The 18711-nt window shown below is 71.0% G+C and carries 17 protein-coding genes and 1 tRNA gene; 8 read left to right on the forward strand and 10 right to left on the reverse strand.

The window, feature by feature from the left end; all coding sequences use genetic code 11:
- The first annotated feature begins 67 nt into the window (after positions 1-67).
- The 3 genes from ACZ3H8_RS04585 to ACZ3H8_RS04595 are packed head-to-tail and all read left to right on the forward strand — an operon-like array spanning position 68 to position 2831.
- A complete protein-coding gene (locus tag ACZ3H8_RS04585) occupies positions 68-778 on the forward strand; it encodes a (Fe-S)-binding protein (protein WP_467397273.1) in 711 nt (236 codons plus the stop codon).
- Complete coding sequence (locus ACZ3H8_RS04590; protein ID WP_467397276.1) at positions 775-2193, forward strand: LutB/LldF family L-lactate oxidation iron-sulfur protein; 1419 nt, start codon at positions 775-777, stop codon at positions 2191-2193. Before ACZ3H8_RS04585 ends, ACZ3H8_RS04590 begins: the two co-directional genes overlap by 4 nt.
- Entirely contained in the window at positions 2190-2831 is a 642-nt protein-coding gene (locus tag ACZ3H8_RS04595) for a LutC/YkgG family protein (protein WP_467397278.1), read from the forward strand. The genes ACZ3H8_RS04590 and ACZ3H8_RS04595 overlap by 4 nt, the downstream gene beginning before the upstream one ends.
- Here the strand turns inward: ACZ3H8_RS04595 and ACZ3H8_RS04600 are convergent.
- Both ACZ3H8_RS04600 and ACZ3H8_RS04605 read right to left on the reverse strand, forming a co-directional pair.
- On the reverse strand, positions 2820-3308 hold the full coding sequence (locus ACZ3H8_RS04600; RefSeq protein WP_467397281.1) for a DUF309 domain-containing protein: 489 nt from the start codon (positions 3306-3308) through the stop codon (positions 2820-2822). The two genes, ACZ3H8_RS04595 and ACZ3H8_RS04600, sit on opposite strands and share 12 nt — an antisense overlap.
- A 59-nt stretch (positions 3309-3367) precedes the next feature.
- Entirely contained in the window at positions 3368-4786 is a 1419-nt protein-coding gene (locus tag ACZ3H8_RS04605; RefSeq protein ID WP_467397283.1) for an MFS transporter, read from the reverse strand.
- A 171-nt stretch (positions 4787-4957) separates the two neighbouring features.
- On the opposite strand from ACZ3H8_RS04605, the gene ACZ3H8_RS04610 reads away from it, so the two are divergent.
- From ACZ3H8_RS04610 to ACZ3H8_RS04625, 4 genes are all read left to right on the forward strand, one after another.
- Positions 4958-5482 carry a winged helix-turn-helix transcriptional regulator gene (locus ACZ3H8_RS04610; protein WP_467397286.1) on the forward strand — a complete coding sequence of 175 codons (525 nt, stop codon included), beginning with the start codon at positions 4958-4960 and terminating at the stop codon, positions 5480-5482.
- Between the two features lie 367 nt (positions 5483-5849).
- Positions 5850-6386: a thioesterase family protein gene (locus ACZ3H8_RS04615; protein ID WP_467397289.1), complete on the forward strand. Its 537-nt coding sequence runs from the start codon at positions 5850-5852 to the stop codon at positions 6384-6386.
- Positions 6368-7270 (forward strand): alpha/beta hydrolase, encoded by a 903-nt coding sequence (locus ACZ3H8_RS04620; RefSeq protein ID WP_467397291.1) that lies wholly within the window; start codon positions 6368-6370, stop codon positions 7268-7270. Before ACZ3H8_RS04615 ends, ACZ3H8_RS04620 begins: the two co-directional genes overlap by 19 nt.
- 143 nt (positions 7271-7413) lie before the next feature.
- Positions 7414-7487: transfer RNA gene (locus tag ACZ3H8_RS04625), tRNA-Pro, on the forward strand.
- A 118-nt stretch (positions 7488-7605) separates the two neighbouring features.
- Here the strand turns inward: ACZ3H8_RS04625 and ACZ3H8_RS04630 are convergent.
- The 6 genes from ACZ3H8_RS04630 to ACZ3H8_RS04655 form a co-directional block, all read right to left on the reverse strand.
- On the reverse strand, positions 7606-7797 hold the full coding sequence (locus tag ACZ3H8_RS04630; RefSeq protein WP_467397293.1) for a tyrosine-type recombinase/integrase: 192 nt from the start codon (positions 7795-7797) through the stop codon (positions 7606-7608).
- Between the two features lie 137 nt (positions 7798-7934).
- A complete protein-coding gene (locus ACZ3H8_RS04635; RefSeq protein ID WP_467397962.1) occupies positions 7935-9110 on the reverse strand; it encodes an RNA polymerase sigma factor in 1176 nt (391 codons plus the stop codon).
- Positions 9111-9118: 8 nt separating this feature from the next.
- Positions 9119-9526, reverse strand: coding sequence for a YciI family protein (locus ACZ3H8_RS04640; RefSeq protein WP_467397296.1), 408 nt, complete (start codon positions 9524-9526; stop codon positions 9119-9121).
- Between the two features lie 399 nt (positions 9527-9925).
- The gene (locus tag ACZ3H8_RS04645) at positions 9926-10696 is read right to left on the reverse strand and encodes a DUF427 domain-containing protein (protein WP_467397298.1); all 771 of its coding nucleotides are present in this window, start codon (positions 10694-10696) and stop codon (positions 9926-9928) included.
- Between the two features lie 63 nt (positions 10697-10759).
- On the reverse strand, positions 10760-13693 hold the full coding sequence (locus ACZ3H8_RS04650; protein ID WP_467397300.1) for a helix-turn-helix transcriptional regulator: 2934 nt from the start codon (positions 13691-13693) through the stop codon (positions 10760-10762).
- A 193-nt stretch (positions 13694-13886) separates the two neighbouring features.
- Positions 13887-15683 (reverse strand): S8 family peptidase, encoded by a 1797-nt coding sequence (locus tag ACZ3H8_RS04655; RefSeq protein WP_467397303.1) that lies wholly within the window; start codon positions 15681-15683, stop codon positions 13887-13889.
- Between the two features lie 530 nt (positions 15684-16213).
- On the opposite strand from ACZ3H8_RS04655, the gene ACZ3H8_RS04660 reads away from it, so the two are divergent.
- Entirely contained in the window at positions 16214-16996 is a 783-nt protein-coding gene (locus tag ACZ3H8_RS04660; RefSeq protein ID WP_467397305.1) for a VOC family protein, read from the forward strand.
- Positions 16997-17167: 171 nt separating this feature from the next.
- Here the strand turns inward: ACZ3H8_RS04660 and ACZ3H8_RS04665 are convergent, their stop codons facing one another.
- A complete protein-coding gene (locus ACZ3H8_RS04665) occupies positions 17168-17614 on the reverse strand; it encodes an SRPBCC family protein (protein WP_467397308.1) in 447 nt (148 codons plus the stop codon).
- A 101-nt stretch (positions 17615-17715) separates the two neighbouring features.
- The gene (locus tag ACZ3H8_RS04670; RefSeq protein ID WP_467397310.1) at positions 17716-18465 is read right to left on the reverse strand and encodes an SDR family NAD(P)-dependent oxidoreductase; all 750 of its coding nucleotides are present in this window, start codon (positions 18463-18465) and stop codon (positions 17716-17718) included.
- Between the last annotated feature and the right edge of the window lie 246 nt (positions 18466-18711).

An 18711-nucleotide genomic window follows, 5' to 3' on the forward strand; every position in this document is an offset into this window, starting at 1 on the left:
CGAGTCTGCCCCATCCGGCTGATCGCGGGACCTACCGGGGTCACCGGTGGCGGCATATCCTCCGACCATGCGTGTCGCACTCTTCGTCACCTGCGTCAACGACGCGGTGTATCCGGCCACGGGCATCGCGACCGTGAGACTCCTGGAGCGGCTCGGGGTGGCGGTGGACTTTCCCGCCGCGCAGACCTGTTGCGGACAGCCGCAGTTCAACACCGGCTACCGGCGTGAGACCGAGCCGCTGGTCCGCCGCACGGCGCGAGCCTTCGAGGGGTACGAATACGTCGTGACCCCGTCCGGATCGTGCGCGGCGATGGTGCGCGAGCACTACCCGAAGTTCGGGGAGACGGCGCTCCCGGCCCGTACGTACGAACTCACCGAGTTTCTCGTCGACGTCCTCGGCGTCACCGACGTCGGCGCGTACTTCCCGCACACCGTCACCTACCACCCCTCCTGCCACGGCCTGCGCCTGCTGGGGCTGGGGGAGCGGCCGCGCAGGCTCCTGGAGGCGGTGAAGGGGCTCGAGCTGCGCGAACTGCCCGGCGCCGACGAGTGCTGCGGCTTCGGCGGTACCTTCGCCGTCAAGAACTCCGATGTCTCCGCCGCCATGGGCCAGGACAAGGTCCGCAACGCCGCCTCCACCGGAGCCGATGTGCTGTGCGGCGCCGACAACTCCTGTCTGATGCACATCGGCGGCATCCTGCGCCGCCAGGACGCTCCGCAGCGCGCCCTGCACATCGCCGACATCCTCGCGAGCACCGAAGAGGAGCCCCTGCTGTGAGCGGTACGTATCTCGGCATGCCGTCCTTCCCGAAGGCCGCCAAGGACGCCGTGCACAATGTGACGCTGCGCGCCAATCTGCGGCACGCCACCCACACCATCCGTGACAAGCGTGCCAAGGCCGTGGCGGAACTCGACGACTGGGCGCTGCTGCGCGAGGCCGGAAAGCAGATCAAGGACCATACGCTCCGTCATCTCGACCGCTATCTGGAGCAGTTGGAGTCCGCGGTCACGGCGGCAGGCGGCACCGTCCACTGGGCGGCCGACGCCGGGGAGGCCAACCGGATCGTCGCGGATCTGGTGAAGGCGACCGGCGAGAGCGAGGTCGTCAAGGTCAAGTCGATGGCGACCCAGGAGATCGGCCTCAACGAAGCCCTGGAGGCCGAGGGCATCTCGGCGTACGAGACCGATCTCGCCGAACTGATCGTGCAGTTGGGGGAGGACCGGCCGAGCCACATCCTGGTTCCCGCCATCCACCGCAACCGCGGCGAGATCCGCGACATCTTCGAGCAGAAGATGGAGAGCTGGGGCCGTCCCGCGCCCGACGGGCTCTCCGACTCCCCTGCCGAACTCGCCGAGGCGGCCCGCCTCCACCTCCGCGAGAAGTTCCTGCGGGCCAAGGTCGGTATCTCCGGCGCCAACTTCATGGTCGCCGAGACCGGTACCCTCGTCGTCTTCGAGTCCGAGGGCAACGGCCGGATGTGCCTGACCCTCCCCGAGACCCTCATCTCGGTCGTCGGTATCGAGAAAACGGTCCCCACCTGGCGCGATCTGGAGGTCTTCCTGCAGACGCTGCCGCGCTCCTCGACCGCCGAGCGCATGAACCCGTACACCTCGATGTGGACCGGCACCGCCGACGCCGACGGACCGCGGACCTTCCACCTCGTCCTGCTCGACAACGGCAGGACCGACGCGCTGGCCGACGAGGTCGGCCGCCAGGCGCTGCGCTGCATCCGCTGCTCCGCCTGCCTCAATGTCTGCCCGGTGTACGAACGGGCCGGCGGGCATGCGTACGGCTCCGTCTACCCCGGTCCGATCGGCGCCATCCTCAGCCCCCAACTGCGCGGTATCCAGAGCGAGATCGACGCCTCGCTGCCGTACGCCTCCTCGTTGTGCGGGGCCTGCTACGAGGTGTGCCCGGTCGCCATCGACATCCCCGAAGTCCTCGTCCACCTCCGCGAGAAGGTCGCCGACCAGGGCGGCAAGGGCCACCGTCTCGAGAAGGCCGCGATCAAAGCGGCGGGCTGGATCCTCGACCATCCGGCCGCGCTGGCCGCCGGTGAGAAGGCAGCATCCAGGACCCGCAGGCTGCATCCGAGGAAGCCGCCGGGCGCGGGCGCCTGGACCGCCGACCGCGAACTGCCCGAACTGCCCGCCCAATCCTTCCGTGACTGGTGGAAGAAGAACCGCACATGAGCACCGAAACCGGCTCCCGCGACCGTATCCTCGCCCGGATCCGCGCCGCCGTCGCCGACGCGCCCGACGCCCCAGAGGCCGCCCGCGACTACCTGGACAGCCACACCCCCGACGACCCCACCGCGGTCCTCGACCTGCTGCACGAGAACCTCGCCGACTACCGGGCGATCGTGCACCGCGCGAGCGAGGCCGAACTGCCCGCCCTGGTCGCGCAGTTGCTCGCCGATCGCGGCGCGCGGTCGGTCGCCGTGCCGGACGGGCTGCCCGCCGCCTGGCTCGCCGCCGCCGATGCCGGTCAGCGCACGGACGACGGCCCCCTCACTGCGTACGAACTCGACGCCGTCGACGCCGTGGTGACCGGCTGCGCCCTCGCGATCGCCGAGACGGGCACGATCGTCCTCGACGCGGGCCCGGGACAGGGCCGCCGGGCGCTCACCCTCGTCCCGGATCTGCACATCTGCGTCGTACGGGCCCCGGACCAGGTCGTCGCGTCCGTACCGCAGGCGATGCCCCGACTCGACCCGACCCGCCCGCTGACCTGGATCTCCGGCCCCTCCGCCACCAGCGACATCGAGCTCGACCGGGTCGAGGGCGTGCACGGCCCCCGCACCCTCGAGGTCGTGCTGCTACAGGACTGAGATCAGCCGGGGAGCCTCGGCGCCCGCGTCCACCGCTGTGTCCACCGGGCCTTCGAGCCGGGCCGCGAGCTCCCGCGCCCAGGCCGTCAGACCGGCCACATCGATGGCGTACGGATCCCGGTACCCGGAGATCCGGTCCGCGCCCCGGAGCAGCAGCCGCGCGCCGCCCGCCCTGTTGCCGCGGGCGGCGTGCGTGAGCCCCACCGCCAGCTGCGCGAGCCCGCGCCACAGCTCACGCTCCGCCGCGGGCCCTGACTTCCACGCGTCCTCGAGGACCTCGTGGGCATGGAAGGGCATGCCCGCGTCGAGCAGCCGCTGTGCCTCGGCCAGCGTCTGACCCGGCGCGCGCACCACCCCCTCGGCCTGCCGATCCACTCCCGGACTTCCGTACGGAAGGGGGCGTCCCAGCCCGTCACGAGGGCGTGCGTTGCGTGCGCGCCCCTCGGCGTCGCGGTCCCTGCCTGATGCCTTGTCCACGCCTCGATTGTCCCCCGGGGCGCGGCGGCCGTTTGTCCCCCGGGGGCGCGGCGTCGTTCTCAGGCGTCGGCGCGGGCCGCGGGCTTGGTGTGGGGCAGGAGCAGGCAGCAGGCCGCCGCCGCGGCGACCGTCGCCACCAGCGTGAAGATCCAGCCGTGGCGGAAGGCGTCCATCACGGCCGCGCCGTGCGGCTTGCCGAGCACGGCGACCAGACCCGCGACGCCCACCACGCTGCCGGCCTGACGCGCCATGGTCACCACGCCCGAGCCGGTGGAGAAGTTCGTCGGCGGGACCCGGGTGACCGCCGCGCCCACCAGGGTGGGCAGCGTGAAGCACACGCCGATGCCGGTCAGCACCATGCCGGGCAGCAGCCCCAGTACGTAGTCGTGGTCATCGACGCTCAGGGCCGCGATCCACCAGACGAGGCCGATCGCGAAGAGCGCACAGCCGGCGGTGGACACCACGGCCGCGCCGAAGCGCTGCACGAGCATGCCCGCGTACTTGGACAGCAGCGGCACCATCAGCGGCCCGGGGCTGATCGCCAGACCGGTCTGCAGCGCGGACCAGTGCCATACGTCCTGGCACCACAGGGCGGCGGAGAGCAGCATCGCGCCGAACGCCACCGCGAACAGCAGATTCGCCAGCATGGCAGGGCCCATCGCCGGAATCCGCAGCAGATCCAGCGGGAGAACCGGCGCCGGATGCTTCGCCGAGCGCCAGACGAAGAGGGCGAGCAGAACGACCGCGGCCGCCGGCGTGATCGCCACGGAGCCCGAAGACCAGCCCCAGTCAGGGGCTTTGACCAGCCCGAGGGCGACCGCGCCGATCCCGGCGGTCAGGAGCGCCGCGCCGATCAGATCGCCGCGGCCTGTGTCGGTACGGCGGGGGGAGGGCGCGATCGCACGCCGGCCGACGACGACGGTGGCGATGCCGACCGGCAGGTTGATCAGGAAGATCCAGCGCCAGTCGGCCTGGGCGAGCGCGCCGCCGATGACCGGGCCGAGAGCTGCGGCCAGTCCGCTCAGGGCCGCCCAGTTGCGTACGGCCGAGCCGCGCTGCTCCGGCGGCGCGGCGGCCAGCAGAATGCCGAGCGAGGCGGGGATCAGCAGCGCCGCTCCGGCCGACTGGACGACCCGTGCCGCCACCAGGAACCACACGCTGGGCGCGACCGCGCACAGCACCGAGGCCACGGTGAAGACGGAGATGCCCAGCAGATACGCGCGCCGCGCCCCGGTGCGGTCGGCGAAGCTGCCCGCGGGAACGAGTAGCGCGGCGAAGACCACGGCGTACGCGTTGAGCACCCACGACAGCGAGGACAGCGACGCCTCGTCGAAACGGCTGCTGATGTTGGGGATCGCCACATTCACGACGAAGAGGTCGAGGTTCGACATCGCCACTCCTGCGGCGACGACGGCGAAGACGAGGCGGAAGCGGGAGATCGCTGCCTTGTCCTCGACGGTTGAGGCCTGTTGGACCATGTTCTTCACTCTCTTCAGGAGGGTGCGGCTGGCCGACCGGAACCGGCAGCTGCGCGATAGGGGTTCGCTCGTCCTTCAGGGGTGCGGATCTGGCACCGTGGTTTGGATATCAAACTGACTGCTCGCACGGGATGCTAGAGGGAGTGAGTTGGCTGTGGCAACCTAGGGGGTATGAAGGCACGCACCACGGAGGACGGCGCACTCCCCCCGCTTGCCGTGGACTCGCGCGGCAGGCCGTGCTCGATCGCGGTGTCGCTTCAGGCCGTCGGCGAGAAATGGTCGCTGCTGGCCGTCCGGGAGATCAGCTTCGGCAATCACCGCTTCGCCGCGATCGCCCGTAACACCGGCGCTCCCCGCGATGTCCTCACGGCGCGTCTGCGCCATCTGGAGTCAGTGGGCGTCCTCGCCCGGCGGCGGTACAGCGAGCACCCCCCTCGCTTCGAGTACCACCTCACCGAAGCGGGGCGGGACCTGCTGACCGTGCTGACCACGCTGCGCGCGTGGGGTGACCGATGGCTCGTCGACGAGCCACCCGCGGTGTTCAGCCACTCCTGCGGCGAGGAGCTGGACATGGTCCACAGCTGTCGCCACTGCGGCGGGGAGGTCGCTCCCGAAGAATTGCGGCTGCAGGTGCGCACACCCGGCTGGGACTGGAGCGGGCCGGTCGAGCCCGAGGACGGCTCCGCCGAGGCCTGAGGGCAGCATTCCGCTGTTCGTCGCCCGCGGCCCGTTCTGGCCGTCGCAACGCTCGCCGAGTTCGGCTGAATATCGACCGTGTGTCGTTCATTGCCTATGGGTACCTTGGTTCAGGTCAGCACCCTCGGTCATATGACGTCGAGGCTTTCATGGCACGTCCGACCTGGTCCGCCGCAGAGTGCAGAGTGCACGATCATGTTCCGGATACTCATTTCCGTACCACCTGCTCGCGGGTTTCCGAATTATTTCCTGACGTTACGTTCAGGGGGGCGGACCAATTAATTCCCGCGTACGCAGCACAGGGTGTGGCGCGCATCACAAAGCTTTTTCTTGTTGACCGGATCCGGTGCGACCTATCGTCGTGTGCATGCCAAATGCCCTCGAACTGCGGAGCATCACCGGAAGATTCGGCAGGCCGACTGATTCCGGATTCCGTATGACGAGTTCGCTGGTGCGGGCCGGGCCTAATACGTCAACGGTGGCGGCGTCCGCGGGGACCGGCAAGGGCGTGCATGTCGAGGCGTCCGCGATTTTCGGTGCGGGAAGCGATGCGGACTGGCCGCTCGTCGCCCCCGCGGCTCCCGAATCACCGGTGCCCGAGGATCTTGAAGTATTCTCCATTCCCAAGGAATTCATGCCCATCGCCACCAGCATGGAAATCAGGCCGGTGGGTGTTTCACGTCCGTATGCGGGCGGAAAGGGACCCGAGCTGACGGCGTGGATAAGGATCGTCGAGAACGACGATCCGCCGGACGCTCTGCGCTTCGTCTTTCTCACGGACGCCCTTGCGGACTCATACACGGCGATCCTGTCGACGCTCGCATTTGTGCCGACGGTCGAGCTGACGGTCAGGCCCGGCGTCGCGCTCGCCCAGACCTCGTCGCCATGGAAGGGCGTCTCGTGACGGCGCGGGCCCTGCGCAGATTCGCCCACAACGCCCTGGGCGCGGTCGCGCCCGGGGCGGGTGCGCGCTGGGCGACCGATGTCTTCAGCAGCACGCGCACCCTCGGGCTGCGCCCCGACAACGTACTGCCGCCGGGCGCACGGCACTTCACCGTGCACGACAGCCCGGACGCGCCCAACGGATACCTGTGGGGCGAACAGGGCGGTACGGAAGGCACCGCGCTGCTCGTCCACGGCTGGGCGTCCGACAGCAGCAGCATGCACTCGCTCGTCGCGCCGATGCGTGAACTCGGTTTGTCCGTCGCCACGTTCGACGCTCCCGCCCACGGGGTGCGCAAGGGCTCGCAGGCCACCATGAGTCAGTACACGCGGGCGGTCCGGGCGGTCCTCGACACCCTCGGGGACGTACGTGTGATCGTCGCGCACTCGCTGGGCACGATCGCCTCGATCGGCGCGGCCATGCAGCGGACCGTGCGGCGGACCGCGCCGCCGCTCGACTGCCTTGTCGCGATCGCCCCCGCCTGCACCCTGGGCGGCGTGCTGGACAGATGGGACGGCGCGGGACTGCGGCTGACCCGCACCACGGTCGACGGCATCTACCGCGAACTCCACCTCCGCAACGGCGTGCCCGTCAGCCACTGGGACGCCGTCGCGCTCGGCATGGGGCTCGACACCCCCGTCCTCGCCGTCCACGACCCGGGCGACCCGATGGTGCCGTACTCCGACGCCAAGGCCGTCGCCGCCGGCCTGCGCCATGTGACCCTCGAAGAGGCGCCGGGGACCGGCCACGCCGGGATCCTCATGGACAGGGAGGTCACAGCGCTGGTGTCCGCGTTCGTCTCCCGGAACATGGACTGGAAGAGGAACAGAGAAGGGATCTCATGAACGACCAGTGCTCATGGACCTTCGCCGCCGCCGACCAAACCGACGGCCGCCACATGGCCGCAGGCCGGACGTCCGGCCGCCCCCGGGGAGTGGGGTAATGTTCTCTTGCGCCCTCGGCCGGGAAACCCGGAGGACCGGCGCATCGGGACGTGGCGCAGCTTGGTAGCGCACTTGACTGGGGGTCAAGGGGTCGCAGGTTCAAATCCTGTCGTCCCGACGGTGCAAGAGGGCTTCGAGCCCAGGTCAGGGCCTTGTTTCACTTCGGTGAGGCAGGGCCCTTGATCGTTTTGAGGGGCCGTCGTCTCACAATTTCTCACAGGCGCCGTTGTTCAAGGTCAGCCGAGCAGTTCGGCCAGCTTCTCCGAACCCGCCTTCAACGACTGCGGGTCGGGGTGCACGTAGACCCGCTTCGTGAACGACAGGTCGCTGTGCCCGGCCCACGCGGAGACCACCGTGTCGGGCACGCCGTTGTTCGCCATCCACGAGAGGCAGGCGTGCCGCGCGTCGTACAGCCGCACCTTCCGCACGCCGCCTGTCGTCGCCGCAAAGCTTCCCCGCCGACAACGCGTCGTGCAGCTGGTCTCGACCCGCCTACTCACTTTGAGGCGACCGCTCTGGCCACGGGGCCGCTCCCAGTGCTGCGGGAAAATCCGAGCGCGACCCGTCAGCGACACCGGCGGGCGTTGAGCCGGGCGGCCTGGCGCGTCAGGTGGTCGCGCTCGGCGAGGTTGGGTGCCTTTTGGGCCGCCTCGGCGTACAGCCGTGCCGCCGTCGCCAGGTCGCCGTCGCGCTCGTGGAGGTAGGCCGCCACCGCGGCGTGGCGGGGCAGTGAGTCGTCCAGCGCCACGAGCGCCGCCAGGCCGGCGCGCGGTCCGTCGGCCTCGCCGACGGCCACCGCGCGGTTGAGCCGGACGACCGGGCTGTCGGTCAGGCGCGCGAGCTCGTCGTACCACTCGACGATCTGCACCCAGTCAGTCTCCTCGGCGGTGGGCGCGTCAGCGTGGAGTGCCGCGATGGCGGCCTGGGCCTGGAACTCGCCCAGCCGGTCGCGGGCGAGGGCCGCCTGCAGGATCTCGACGCCCTCGGCGATCGACTCGGTGTCCCACCGGCCGCGGTCCTGCTCGGCGAGCGGCACCAGGCTGCCGTCGGGCGCGGTCCGGGCGGCGCGCCGGGCGTGGTGGAGCAGCATGAGGGCGAGCAGCCCCGCCACCTCGGGGTGGTCGATCGCGGCCGCGAGCTGCCGGGTGAGCCGGATGGCCTCGGCGGCGAGGTCGACGTCGCCGGAGTAGCCCTCGTTGAAGACCAAGTAGAGGACGCGCAGCACGGTGGCGACGTCGCCGGGCTGGTCGAACCGCACGCCGGAGACGGTGCGCTTGGCCCGGCTGATGCGCTGCGCCATGGTCGCCTCGGGCACCAGGTAGGCCTGGGCGATCTGGCGGGTGGTCAGCCCGCCGACGGCGCGCAGCGTGAGCGCGACCGCGGACGACGGCGTCAGCGACGGGTGGGCGCACAGGAAGTAGAGCTGGAGCGTGTCGTCCACCGCGGGCGCGGGCCCGGGCGCCGGCTCCTCGTCGACGAGGTCCTCACGCCGGCGGCGGGCGGCGTCCGCCCGGGTCGCGTCGAGGAACCGGCGCCAGGCCACGGTGACCAGCCAGCCCTTCGGGTCCCGCATGGGGTCTCCCCTGCTCGAAGAGCTTGGGGAAGGGTCGGCCGGCCAGACGCGGACCGCCTCGACCAGCGCGTCCTGCACGGCGTCCTCGGCCGCCGCGAAGTCGGCTCCGCGGCGGACGAGGATCCCGAGCACGCTCGGCGTGAGGCTCCGGAGCAGGGCGTCGTTCACCTCAGAGGTCACTCCGTGATGGTGGGCGGCGCGGCCAGGAACGGGCGCACCTCGAGCCACTCGTGGATCGGCTTCCCGCCCGCCCCAGGGGCGGCCGACAGGTCCCCGGCCAGCTCGATGGCGCGCTCGTAGCTGTCGACGTCGATCACCATCCAGCCGGCGATGAGGTCCTTGGTCTCGGCGAATGGGCCGTCGGTGACCGGCGGGCGACCCTCGCCGTCGTACCGGACCCACGTCCCCTCGGGGGCGAGCGCCTGACCGTCGACGAACTCGCCGGTCCCCTCCAGCCGGGCCGCGAAGTCGTGCATGTACTGCACGTGGGCCGAGATCTCCTCCGGCGTCCACTGGTCCATGGGTACGTCGTTGACCGAAGCCGGGGCGCCGCGGTAGTGCTTGAGCAGCAGGTACTTGGCCATCGTGTTTCTCCTCGGTACTGGTGCGACCCATTGTGGTCGCGTTCATTGCGGGGACGGAGCCAGTCACGGGTTCTCGACATCGCCGTCCGAATTTTTTTGGCTCTCGTTGATGAGCCCGGGTGAGACGTCTCGCGGTGTCCGGGTCCACGGCGTGGCGCGAGGGTGAGACGAGGCCTCCTCGTGTCGTCGGGCGGTGGAGTGGGCGGTCAGCCTGCTGCGGCTCGACGACACCACGGCCCCGACCGGCGTCTCTGTGCGCGGCTGCTCGATGCCGTGCAGGGCAGGTCCGGCACGGGCTACGCCGACTGGCTCAAGGAGCAAGGGGTCGAGGTCACCGTGTCGGTCGAATGCGCCGCGCTGGACCCGTTCCGCGGGTATCGCAAGTTGGCCGGGCCGCTCTCACGCGAACAGCTCGCTGAAGGGGGAGACCGGGCGCTCCCGCCGCTCGCCGTCGACGATGATGTCGACCGCTTCGTTGTAGAAGGCGATCAGGCCCTTGATCTCGCGGACGGCGGGGAGCGGATCGGGGTAGCTCCAGGCCACGTTCGCCGAGGCGTCGCCGGGGCCCGCCCAGGACCAGTACTCCGTCGCCGTGCCCTTGTACGGGCACTGGGTGCGCAGGCCGGTGGCGGTCAGCAGGCCGAACCGGATGTCCTCGCGAGGGATGTAGTAGCGGGTCGGCAGCTGCGTCTCGAAGAGGAGCACCGGTGCGCGGGTGTCGGCGACGACCGTGCCGTTGATCTCGACCTGGACGTGCCGGCTGCTGGGGATGGCGTCGACTCGCTTGTGCGGGTCACGCGGGTGTACGAAGATCTCCGCCTCCTCCTCGTACCAGTGGTCGAGGACGTCCCGCCCGAACCACTCGAAGGAGATGTACCCGGCGAGCTCGTCGCCGGGGTAGGACCACGCCGCGTTCCTGGTCGCCTCGCCGTCGATCTCCAGGTCGTAGAAGACCGTCGATCCCGCGTGACGTCCGGTCGCGGGCTCCGCGGCCTTCCGCAGCAGATCCGTGCGGACGTCCTGCTCGGGGAAGGCGTAGAGCGGCACGGGGCGGCCGGGCTCCCAGACCAGGATCGGGCGGCGGCTGTCGACGACGGTCACATCGCCCTTCGTCCCGCGTACCCAGCGCTCGCTGGGCTCCCAGATGACGCCCTCGGACTGCGTACCCATCGTTGGCCTCCGTATGGTCGTTTCGGACCGATGTGAGATCAATGATCCCTCGGGGCCGGGCGGTCAGCCCGCCGCCGGGCTGTCCGTCGTCTGCGCCGTCGGCCGGTGGCCGGGCCATGCGTTCAGCGCGGTCGCCAACTGTGCGCGCGAACGGACATCCAGCTTCTGGTAGATGCGGGTGAGTCGGGCCTCGACCGTCTTCACACTGAGATACAGCTTCGCCGCCGCCTCCTGGTTGCTGGCCCCCTGGCGGACCAGCAGCGCGAGGCGCAGCTCCGCGTCCGTGAGGGAGGACGGAGCGCCGCCGCGGTCCGGGGCCGGTTCGGTCGTGCGGGACGGCGTCTCCGTCGCCAGTGCCAGCCACGGGGACGCCCCCGCTCGTTCGAAGACCGCGGCCGCGGCCTGCAGCGCGTTCTGCGCGGCCGACCGTCTGCGGCGGCGGCGCTCGACCCGGGCGAGCGCGATCAGTGTCCGGCCGCGATCCAGCGGCAGACCGGCCACGGCGAAGCGCTCGGCCGTCTCTGTCAGCAGCCGCGTCGCCTCCTCGACCTGCCCGTTCGCCGCCAGATACAGCGCGTACGCCCGGTCGCAGCCGAGCAGCACCGTGGCGCGGCCGAGACGTTCGGCGACCGGCCGCACATCGGCGAGCAGGGCCGCGGCCTCCTCCGGGGCGTCGTTCGCCAGCAGCGCCTCGGCCAGCTCCTCGTGCCAGCGCAGCATGGACGGGTCGACCGTTGACTGGGCGCGTTCGCCGGCCTGCACCCGGCGCAGGGTGTCCAGGGCGTTGGCCACATCACCGGCGACGAGCTGGACCCGGCCGAGTGCGTACAGACTGCGCGAGAGAAAGACATGGTCGCCCTCCTCCTCGGATGCCTGGGCGCTGCGCCGGGCGTAGCTCGCGGCGCGTGCGAAGCTGCCGCCCGCGGTCTCGGCGAGAGCCAGCGCGTACCAGGCGGGCCCCGGCGAGAGGCCGGCCTCCAGGGTCAGGGCGAGCGACCGTCCGGCGTGCGAGAGCGCCGCCGCGCACTGCCCGTGCCTGGCCTCCACCTCCGCGAGCGTACGGAACAGCTCGATGGCGTCCTCGACCGGGCCTCGCCGCTCGACCAGCGGCAGCAGGGCGTTCAACTGGTCGCGGGCGTCGGTGAGCCGGTCGTCGAACAGGGCATGACGGATCGTCAGTATCTGGGCTGCGTTACGGATGCCGAGCGGGCGGTCGACCACTTCGAGTGCCCGCGCCTCGGCGAGGATCCGCTCCGCGTCCGGCGAGCCGAGGACCCGATCCATGCGCGCCTGTACGGTCAGTGCCCTGGCCGCCGTCTTCCGGTCGCCCACCGAGCCGGCGAGCGCGGCGGATTCGACGGCGGCGGCCCGGGACCGTGCGGGATCGCCGTCGGCCAGCACGTACTTCACCGCCAGCCGGAGCTGGACGGCAGCCCGCAGCGCCGTGTCGCCCTCCGAGTCCTCCATCGCGTGTACGTAGATCTCGTCGAGGTCGCTCAGCCCCTGCCCGGCCGTGTCCAGCACCGCGAGCCGCGCGCGGACCCGGTCGGCCGGTGCGGCGTCGCGGGCGAGGAGATCGGTCGCGGCGCGTATCGCCAGGTCCGCGCGGGCGGCGCGGGCGGCTTCCTCGGCGGCGTCGACGAGGCGGGTGAGGCGCTGCGCGCTGTGCTGCACGGGCGTGGACTCGGCGGCGAGCAGGGCGAGTTCGGCGGCCAGCGCGCTGTTGCCGCGGCGCCGCGCGGTGTCGGCGGCCACGGCGACCTCCGCGGCCAGCAGCTCATCGGGAACGTCCGTGGACAGCGCCCGGTGCCGTACGGCCTCGACGGGATCGTCCACGACCCGGGCGAGCGCCGCGTGACCGTCGCTTCGCTCCGTCCAGCAGGCGTCGTGCACCAGCGTGGAGGGCAGCACACCGGCGGTGAACGCGACTGTCCCGTCGTCCGTGAGGGAAATCAGATTCGCCCGCTCGGCGGCGGCGAGGTCGGCCTCGGCGGTGCGGCGGCCCGCGCGGCGGATCAGCGACGCCGTCGGGCGCAGCGCCAGGGCGGCCAGCAGGAGCGTGCCGCGGACGGCGGGGGACGCGGCGCCGAGCAACTGGCGGGCGAGATCGCGGGCGCGCCCGGAGAGGGACAGCGCCTCGGCATGATGCACGGGCGTCCGCGCGTCGGCGAGGGACCGGCCGACGGCGAGCGCGAGCCGCGGATTGCCGCCGCTCGCTTTGTGGATCCGGCCGGCCATCCGGGACGGCAACCGGTGGTGGATGAGGAGTTCGGCGATCTCGTCGGCGTGCAGCGGCGGCACGAACAGGACATCGGCCTCGGACGGCACCCACAGCGGCTCGGGGCCGGCCGCGTCCGGCTGCGGCTCTCCGGTACGGGGCGTGTCGGGGGCGTACGCCGCCGGTGTCTCGACGGCAACGGCCCGCAGCGCGGAGGGGGCCAGATGCAGAGCGAAACGCAGCAGGTCGGCGCTGTCGGCGTCGATGCGCTGGACGCCGTCGACGACGAGCAGGACGGGACCGCGCGCGGCGAGGGTCCGCAGGATCTGGGCGAGGGCCAGCCGCAGCGCGATCGGGTCCCAGCCGTCCTCGGGGATCGGCGCCTCACGGCACAGCATGGCGACGGCGGTCCGCTGCGGACCGGGCAGCCCTTCGAGAATGTCGAACCCGCCCGGAGCTGCGCCACCGCCTGCACCGGCGGGAGTTCCCGGGCCACCGTGGCCCCCCGGCAGGGCCCAGGACACGCTCGCCGACACGGACGCGACCAGGGCCGCGGCGGCAGCGCCGGGTATGTCCCGGTCGGTGGGGAGCGTGGCGAGCCAGAGCACCCTCTCGCCGCGGGACTCGGCGCGCGCGGCGACGGCCAGCGCGACCTCCGTCTTGCCGACCCCGGCATGGCCGGTGAGCAGGGCGCGCCCACGGGTGTGCAGGACGCTTTCCAGCCGCGCGAGGAGTTCCCCTCGCCCGACCGTCGCGGGGCGGTACGCCGCCGTTGTCACGTGCCCACCACCCCCTTCCGGACACGCCCGGGCCCCCTGCCCTGGGAGCAGAGCATACGAATCCGGCCGCCGCAGTCCAGGCCTTGAGTCCGGCATGCGGACGCACGAGGCCGGACAGGCGGCAGGGCGCGCCCCCGGCAATATGCCGCGGACGCGCCCCTGACCAGCGATTACGCAGTTGTGCGAGGTGCTATTAGAAGGTGAGGCTCCAGTTGTCGATGTAGCCGGTGTCACCCGATGCCACATCGCGCACCTGGAGCTTCCAGGTGCCGTTGGCGACCTCGCTGGACGCGTCGACGGTGTACGTCGCGAGGACGTTGTCCGCGCTGTCCGAGCCGGATGAGGCCTTGAGGTTGCGCACCGTCCCGTCCGGGGCGATCAGATCGATGACCAGGTCGCCGCGCCAGGTGTGCTTGATGTCCACGTCGACCTTGAGGGCGGCGGGGGCGTTGCCGGTGCGGCCGGTGACGGCGATCGAGGAGGTCACGGTCGAGAGGTCCGAGATCGTCACGTTCGTCGCGTTGCTGAACGCCGTGCCGCCGGGGGTGCCGGTGACGGCGTTCACGGTCTTCGTGGCGTCGGCGATGCCGGCGCCGCAGCCGCCGGTGCAGGTGCCCGGCAGCGGCCTGGCGTTGCTCTTGATCGCGGCCTCGATTTCGGCCGGGGTCAGAGTGCTCTTGGCCGACTTGAGCAGCGCGGCGAGCCCGGCGATGTGCGGAGCGGCCATCGAAGTGCCCTGGTAGGGCTTGTAGTTCTCCGTCGACTGGGTGGTGGCGCCGGAGTTCAGTGTGGAGAGGATGCCGTTCTCGGGGGTGGTGATGGTGCCGGGCGTGTCGGTGGCGCGGCGGGTCTCACCGCCGGGCGCGGCGACGTCGACGATGCTGCCGAAGTTCGAGTAGAACGAACGGTTGCCCTCACGGCTGGTGGACGCCACGTTGATGATGCCCGCGCAGTTGGCGGGCGTGAAGCCGGAAGCGTTCGCGTTGCTGTTGCCGGCCGCGACGACGACGGTGGTGCCACGCGACACCGCGCCGTTGATGGCGTTCTGGTAGACGCTCGGGCAGGTGGAACTGGCGCCGCCGAGGCTCATGTTGATGACCTTGGCCGGGTTCGGGTTCGCCGGGATGCCCGGGACGGTGCCGCCGGACGCCCAGGTGATGGCGTCGGCGATGTCGGCCGATGAGCCGCCGCATTTACCGAGCACCCGGACCGGCTGGATCTTCGCGTTGTACGCGATGCCCGCAACGCCCTTGCTGTTGTTGGACGTTGCCGCGATGGTGCCCGCGACATGCGTGCCGTGCCAGGAGGAGTTGCTCGCCTTGGAACCGGTGCCGCACTCGCCGTCGGTGGCGTTCCAGTCGCCCTCGTCCTTGGCGTCGCTGTCGCGGCCGTTGCCGTCGCGGGCGTCCGCGGAGGTGGAGATGAAGTCGTAGCCGGAGACGACGCCTGCGGCCAGGTCCGTGTGGGCGGCGTAGCCGGTGTCGATGACGGCGACGGTGACGCCGCTGCCGGTGGTCTTGTCCCAGGCGCCGGGCACGTTCATGCCGCCGGTGGCCTCGAACAGGTCCCACTGCTTGGCGTACTCGGTGTCGTTCGGGGTGACCGCCATCGCGTAGGCGCGGATGTCGGGCTCCACGGACGCGACGGAGGGGTCGGCCCGGAAGGCGTCCATGACCTCGGTGAGGTCCTTCTTGGACGCGTCGTCACCCAGGTCGACCAGGGCGGCGCCACCGGCGAGCCGGCGTTCGAACGACAGGCTCTCGCCGGTCTCGGCGCCCTTGGCCGTCGCGTCGCCGGCGGCGGCCTTGTTGGAACTGGCCTCGGCCGCCTTGGACTTGTAGGTGACGATGACCTTCTCGACCGGCGCGGTCGGGAGTGCGGTCATCGACTGCGAAGCCGGAGCGGGCTTCGGCGAGGGGTTCTGCGGGGTGGCGGCGAGTGCCACGGATGACGTGGCGGCGACTGCGGCGATCGTGGCGCTCGCGGCCACGACGGATATGAGTCTCCGTCTGGAACCGTTCAAGGTGTTCCCTTTCCACTGACGGTGCGGAGCGCCGACGGGCGGCGCGGGAACCGCGGTTCGCTGTGGGGGTGCGATCCGCGGCTCCCTGGGCCGGGTCTGCCCGCGCGCCGCCGCCGGCGCGACGGCCCCTGGTCAAGGGCCGTCACCGAGGGAACCCATGATTTACATGCACCTGACATTAAAGAGTCAGAGGATGGGATCCGCCGGTGCGGCAGACAGTAGGGAACGCCGAGATGAACCCGATACGGGGAAAACCCTTGTCACCCCCGTGCGGGCTCCCGGTAGGGGCCGGGGTGCGCGAGCCGCGGGAGGCGGCGCGGGGCCGGGGAGCTGACGGACCGTCGGGCCAATTGGGTTGAAACGGGCGCACTTGGTGCGCTCTCGTGTGCGGCAGGGTGTCGCGGCGCGCGGAACGGCAGGTGTCAGTGGGGGCTGGCATGCTGAAGGCGACTGACCACATACGTCATCCACCGCGCACTCGCGGGAGGAGAATTGCGATGCTGACCACCACATACGTCCCGGGCGCGCCGAACTGGCTCGACCTGGGAAGCCCCGACCTGGACGCGGCCGCAGCCTTCTACGGGGACCTGTTCGGCTGGGAGCTGCGGACCATGGGGCCGGAGGCCGGGGGGTACGGCTTCTTCCAGCTGGAGGGGAAGACCGTCGGCGCGATCGGGCCGCTCACCGAGGAGGGCGCGACCTCCGCGTGGACGCCGTACTTCCTGACCGCCGACGCCGACGCCACCACCAAAGCTGTCGAGCAGGCCGGCGGCACGGTCCGCCTCCAGCCGATGGACGTCTTCACCGAAGGCCGGATGGCGGCGTACACCGACCCGACCGGTGCCGAATTCGCCGTCTGGCAGCCCGGCGACACCAAGGGCCTGGGCGCGGTCACCGATGTGAATACGCTGAGCTGGGTCGAGCTTTACACCACGGACGCAGCCGTCGCGAAGGACTTCTACCGCTCCGTGTTCTCGTGGGACTTCCAGGACATGCCGTTCGCCGGCGTCGACTACACCGTCGTCTCCCCGGCGGGCGGAGGCCAGGACGCCATGCACGGCGGCATCATGCAGCTCCCGCAGGAGAACCTGGACGCGGGCTCCCGCTCGGAGTGGCATCCGTACTTCGAAGCGGCCGACGTCGACGCCACCTTCGCCAAGGCCACCGAGCGCGGTGCCACCACGCTCATCCCGCCGATGGACGCGGAGGGCGTGGGCCGCATTGCGATGTTCCTGGACCCCTTCGGCGCACCCCTGGCCATCGTGCACAGCGCCCGCTGACGGGCCGGCCGCGCCCGCTGACCTGCCGGTCCTGCGCCAGGATTTTTTCTGCTCCGGTCACGCGAAGCGCTCGGCGAGCCAGAGCGGGTACGGGTGCGGTGCGGGTGCCGTGCGGGTGCGGAGGATGCTTCGGCCCCACGGACCGTACGGTCACAGCTGCCGCGGGTCCGCTCAGGACGCCTCGACGGCCGCCTTGATCCGCCGGCCGAACGCGTCGGCGTCCTTGCGTGCCGCGCTCAGGGCGAGGCCCACGAGCAGCTTGCCGATGCCATGGCCTTCGAGCCTGTTGAAGATGCGGACGCGGGTCTTGCCGTCGCGGGTCGACTCCAGGTCGTATCCGCCCTCGTCGGCCGTCACGAGGTTCTTCGAGATCTCCGTCCAGCGGATCTTGGTGGGCGGCACGAACTCGCTGATCCGGAACTGCCGCTTGGTCTTCATCCCGGCGTCCTTGACCGTGCTCTCGAAGACGGTGCCCACCGCGGTCGGGCCCTCCGGCGACTTCGCGATCTCCTGCACCCTGGGGCTGAACTTGGGATCGTTCTTTCCGTCGGCGAGGAAGGCGAAGACCTCCTCGATGGGGCGGTCGATCTCGACCGTTGCCTCGAACTGACCGGCCATGACTCCTCCAGTGATCGCTCGCGCCCGGGGGCGGCGTGCGGGCATCATCCCAGACATGTCAGGAGAGTCCGGGCAGACGCGCGAACTGGTCAGGGGCCGTCCTAGCGGCCCAGCGCCGCGCCGCCGTTGATGTGCAGGATCTGGCCCGTCAGATACGCCGCCTCGGGCGACGCGACATGCCGCACCGACGCAGCGATCTCCGCGGGGAGGCCGGGCCTGCCCGTCAGGGACTGGGCCACCCGCGAGGCGATGAACTCCGGCGTGGCCCGGTCGCCGAAGAACTCGGTGCCGGCCACGAATCCGGGCGCGACGGCGTTGACCGTGATGCCCTCCGGGCCGAGCTTCTGGGCCAGGTCGAAGGTGTACGTATTGACCGCGGCCTTCGATCCGCCGTACGAACCCGGGCCCCGCAGTGCCGCGATCGACGACAGATGGATGATCCGGCCGCCGGGCCGCCGGACATGGGGGAGCAGCGCCTCCGTGAGCAGGACCGAGGTGAGGACGTTCGCGGCGAAGTTGCGGCGGTAGCCGTCCGCGATGCCTTCGAGCGTTCCGTCGTGCGAGGGTGCGGCATTGCCGCCCGCGTTGGTCACCAGGACGTCGACCGCGTCGCTGCGCTCGGTGATGAACCGCTCCGCGCGGCGGACCTGCTCCGGCTCGGACAGATCGGCCGGGCACCAGCTCGCCGTGCCGTCCCCGTGGGTGGCGTTGAGTTTCTCGGCCGCCGCGCGCAGCACCTCTTCGCGCCGGCCGAGCAGCGTGACCCTGTCACCGTCCGCGGCGAACGCCTCGGCCACCGCGAGTCCGATGCCCGTACCGCCTCCCGACACCACGATCTGCCTTGGACCCACAGCCCCATCCGTTCTTGTATGTGACCAATAATCTTATCCGTGTACGGGACGCTACGGATCGCATGAAGTCGTGTCAAGGAACAGCGCGTTGCGTGCGTGCGCTCTCAACTGGGATGTGCACGACGGTTGTTCAGTCACTGAGACGTCGACTGCATGATTGAGCCGTCACCCAGGACTGCCGGGTGACCGTCCCAGGTCGAACGTCACGTCCGATTTCCGCCAGCCGAGCGCCCGGCGCAGTGTCCA

It is taken from the genome of Streptomyces sp. NPDC002868, assembly GCF_055563295.1.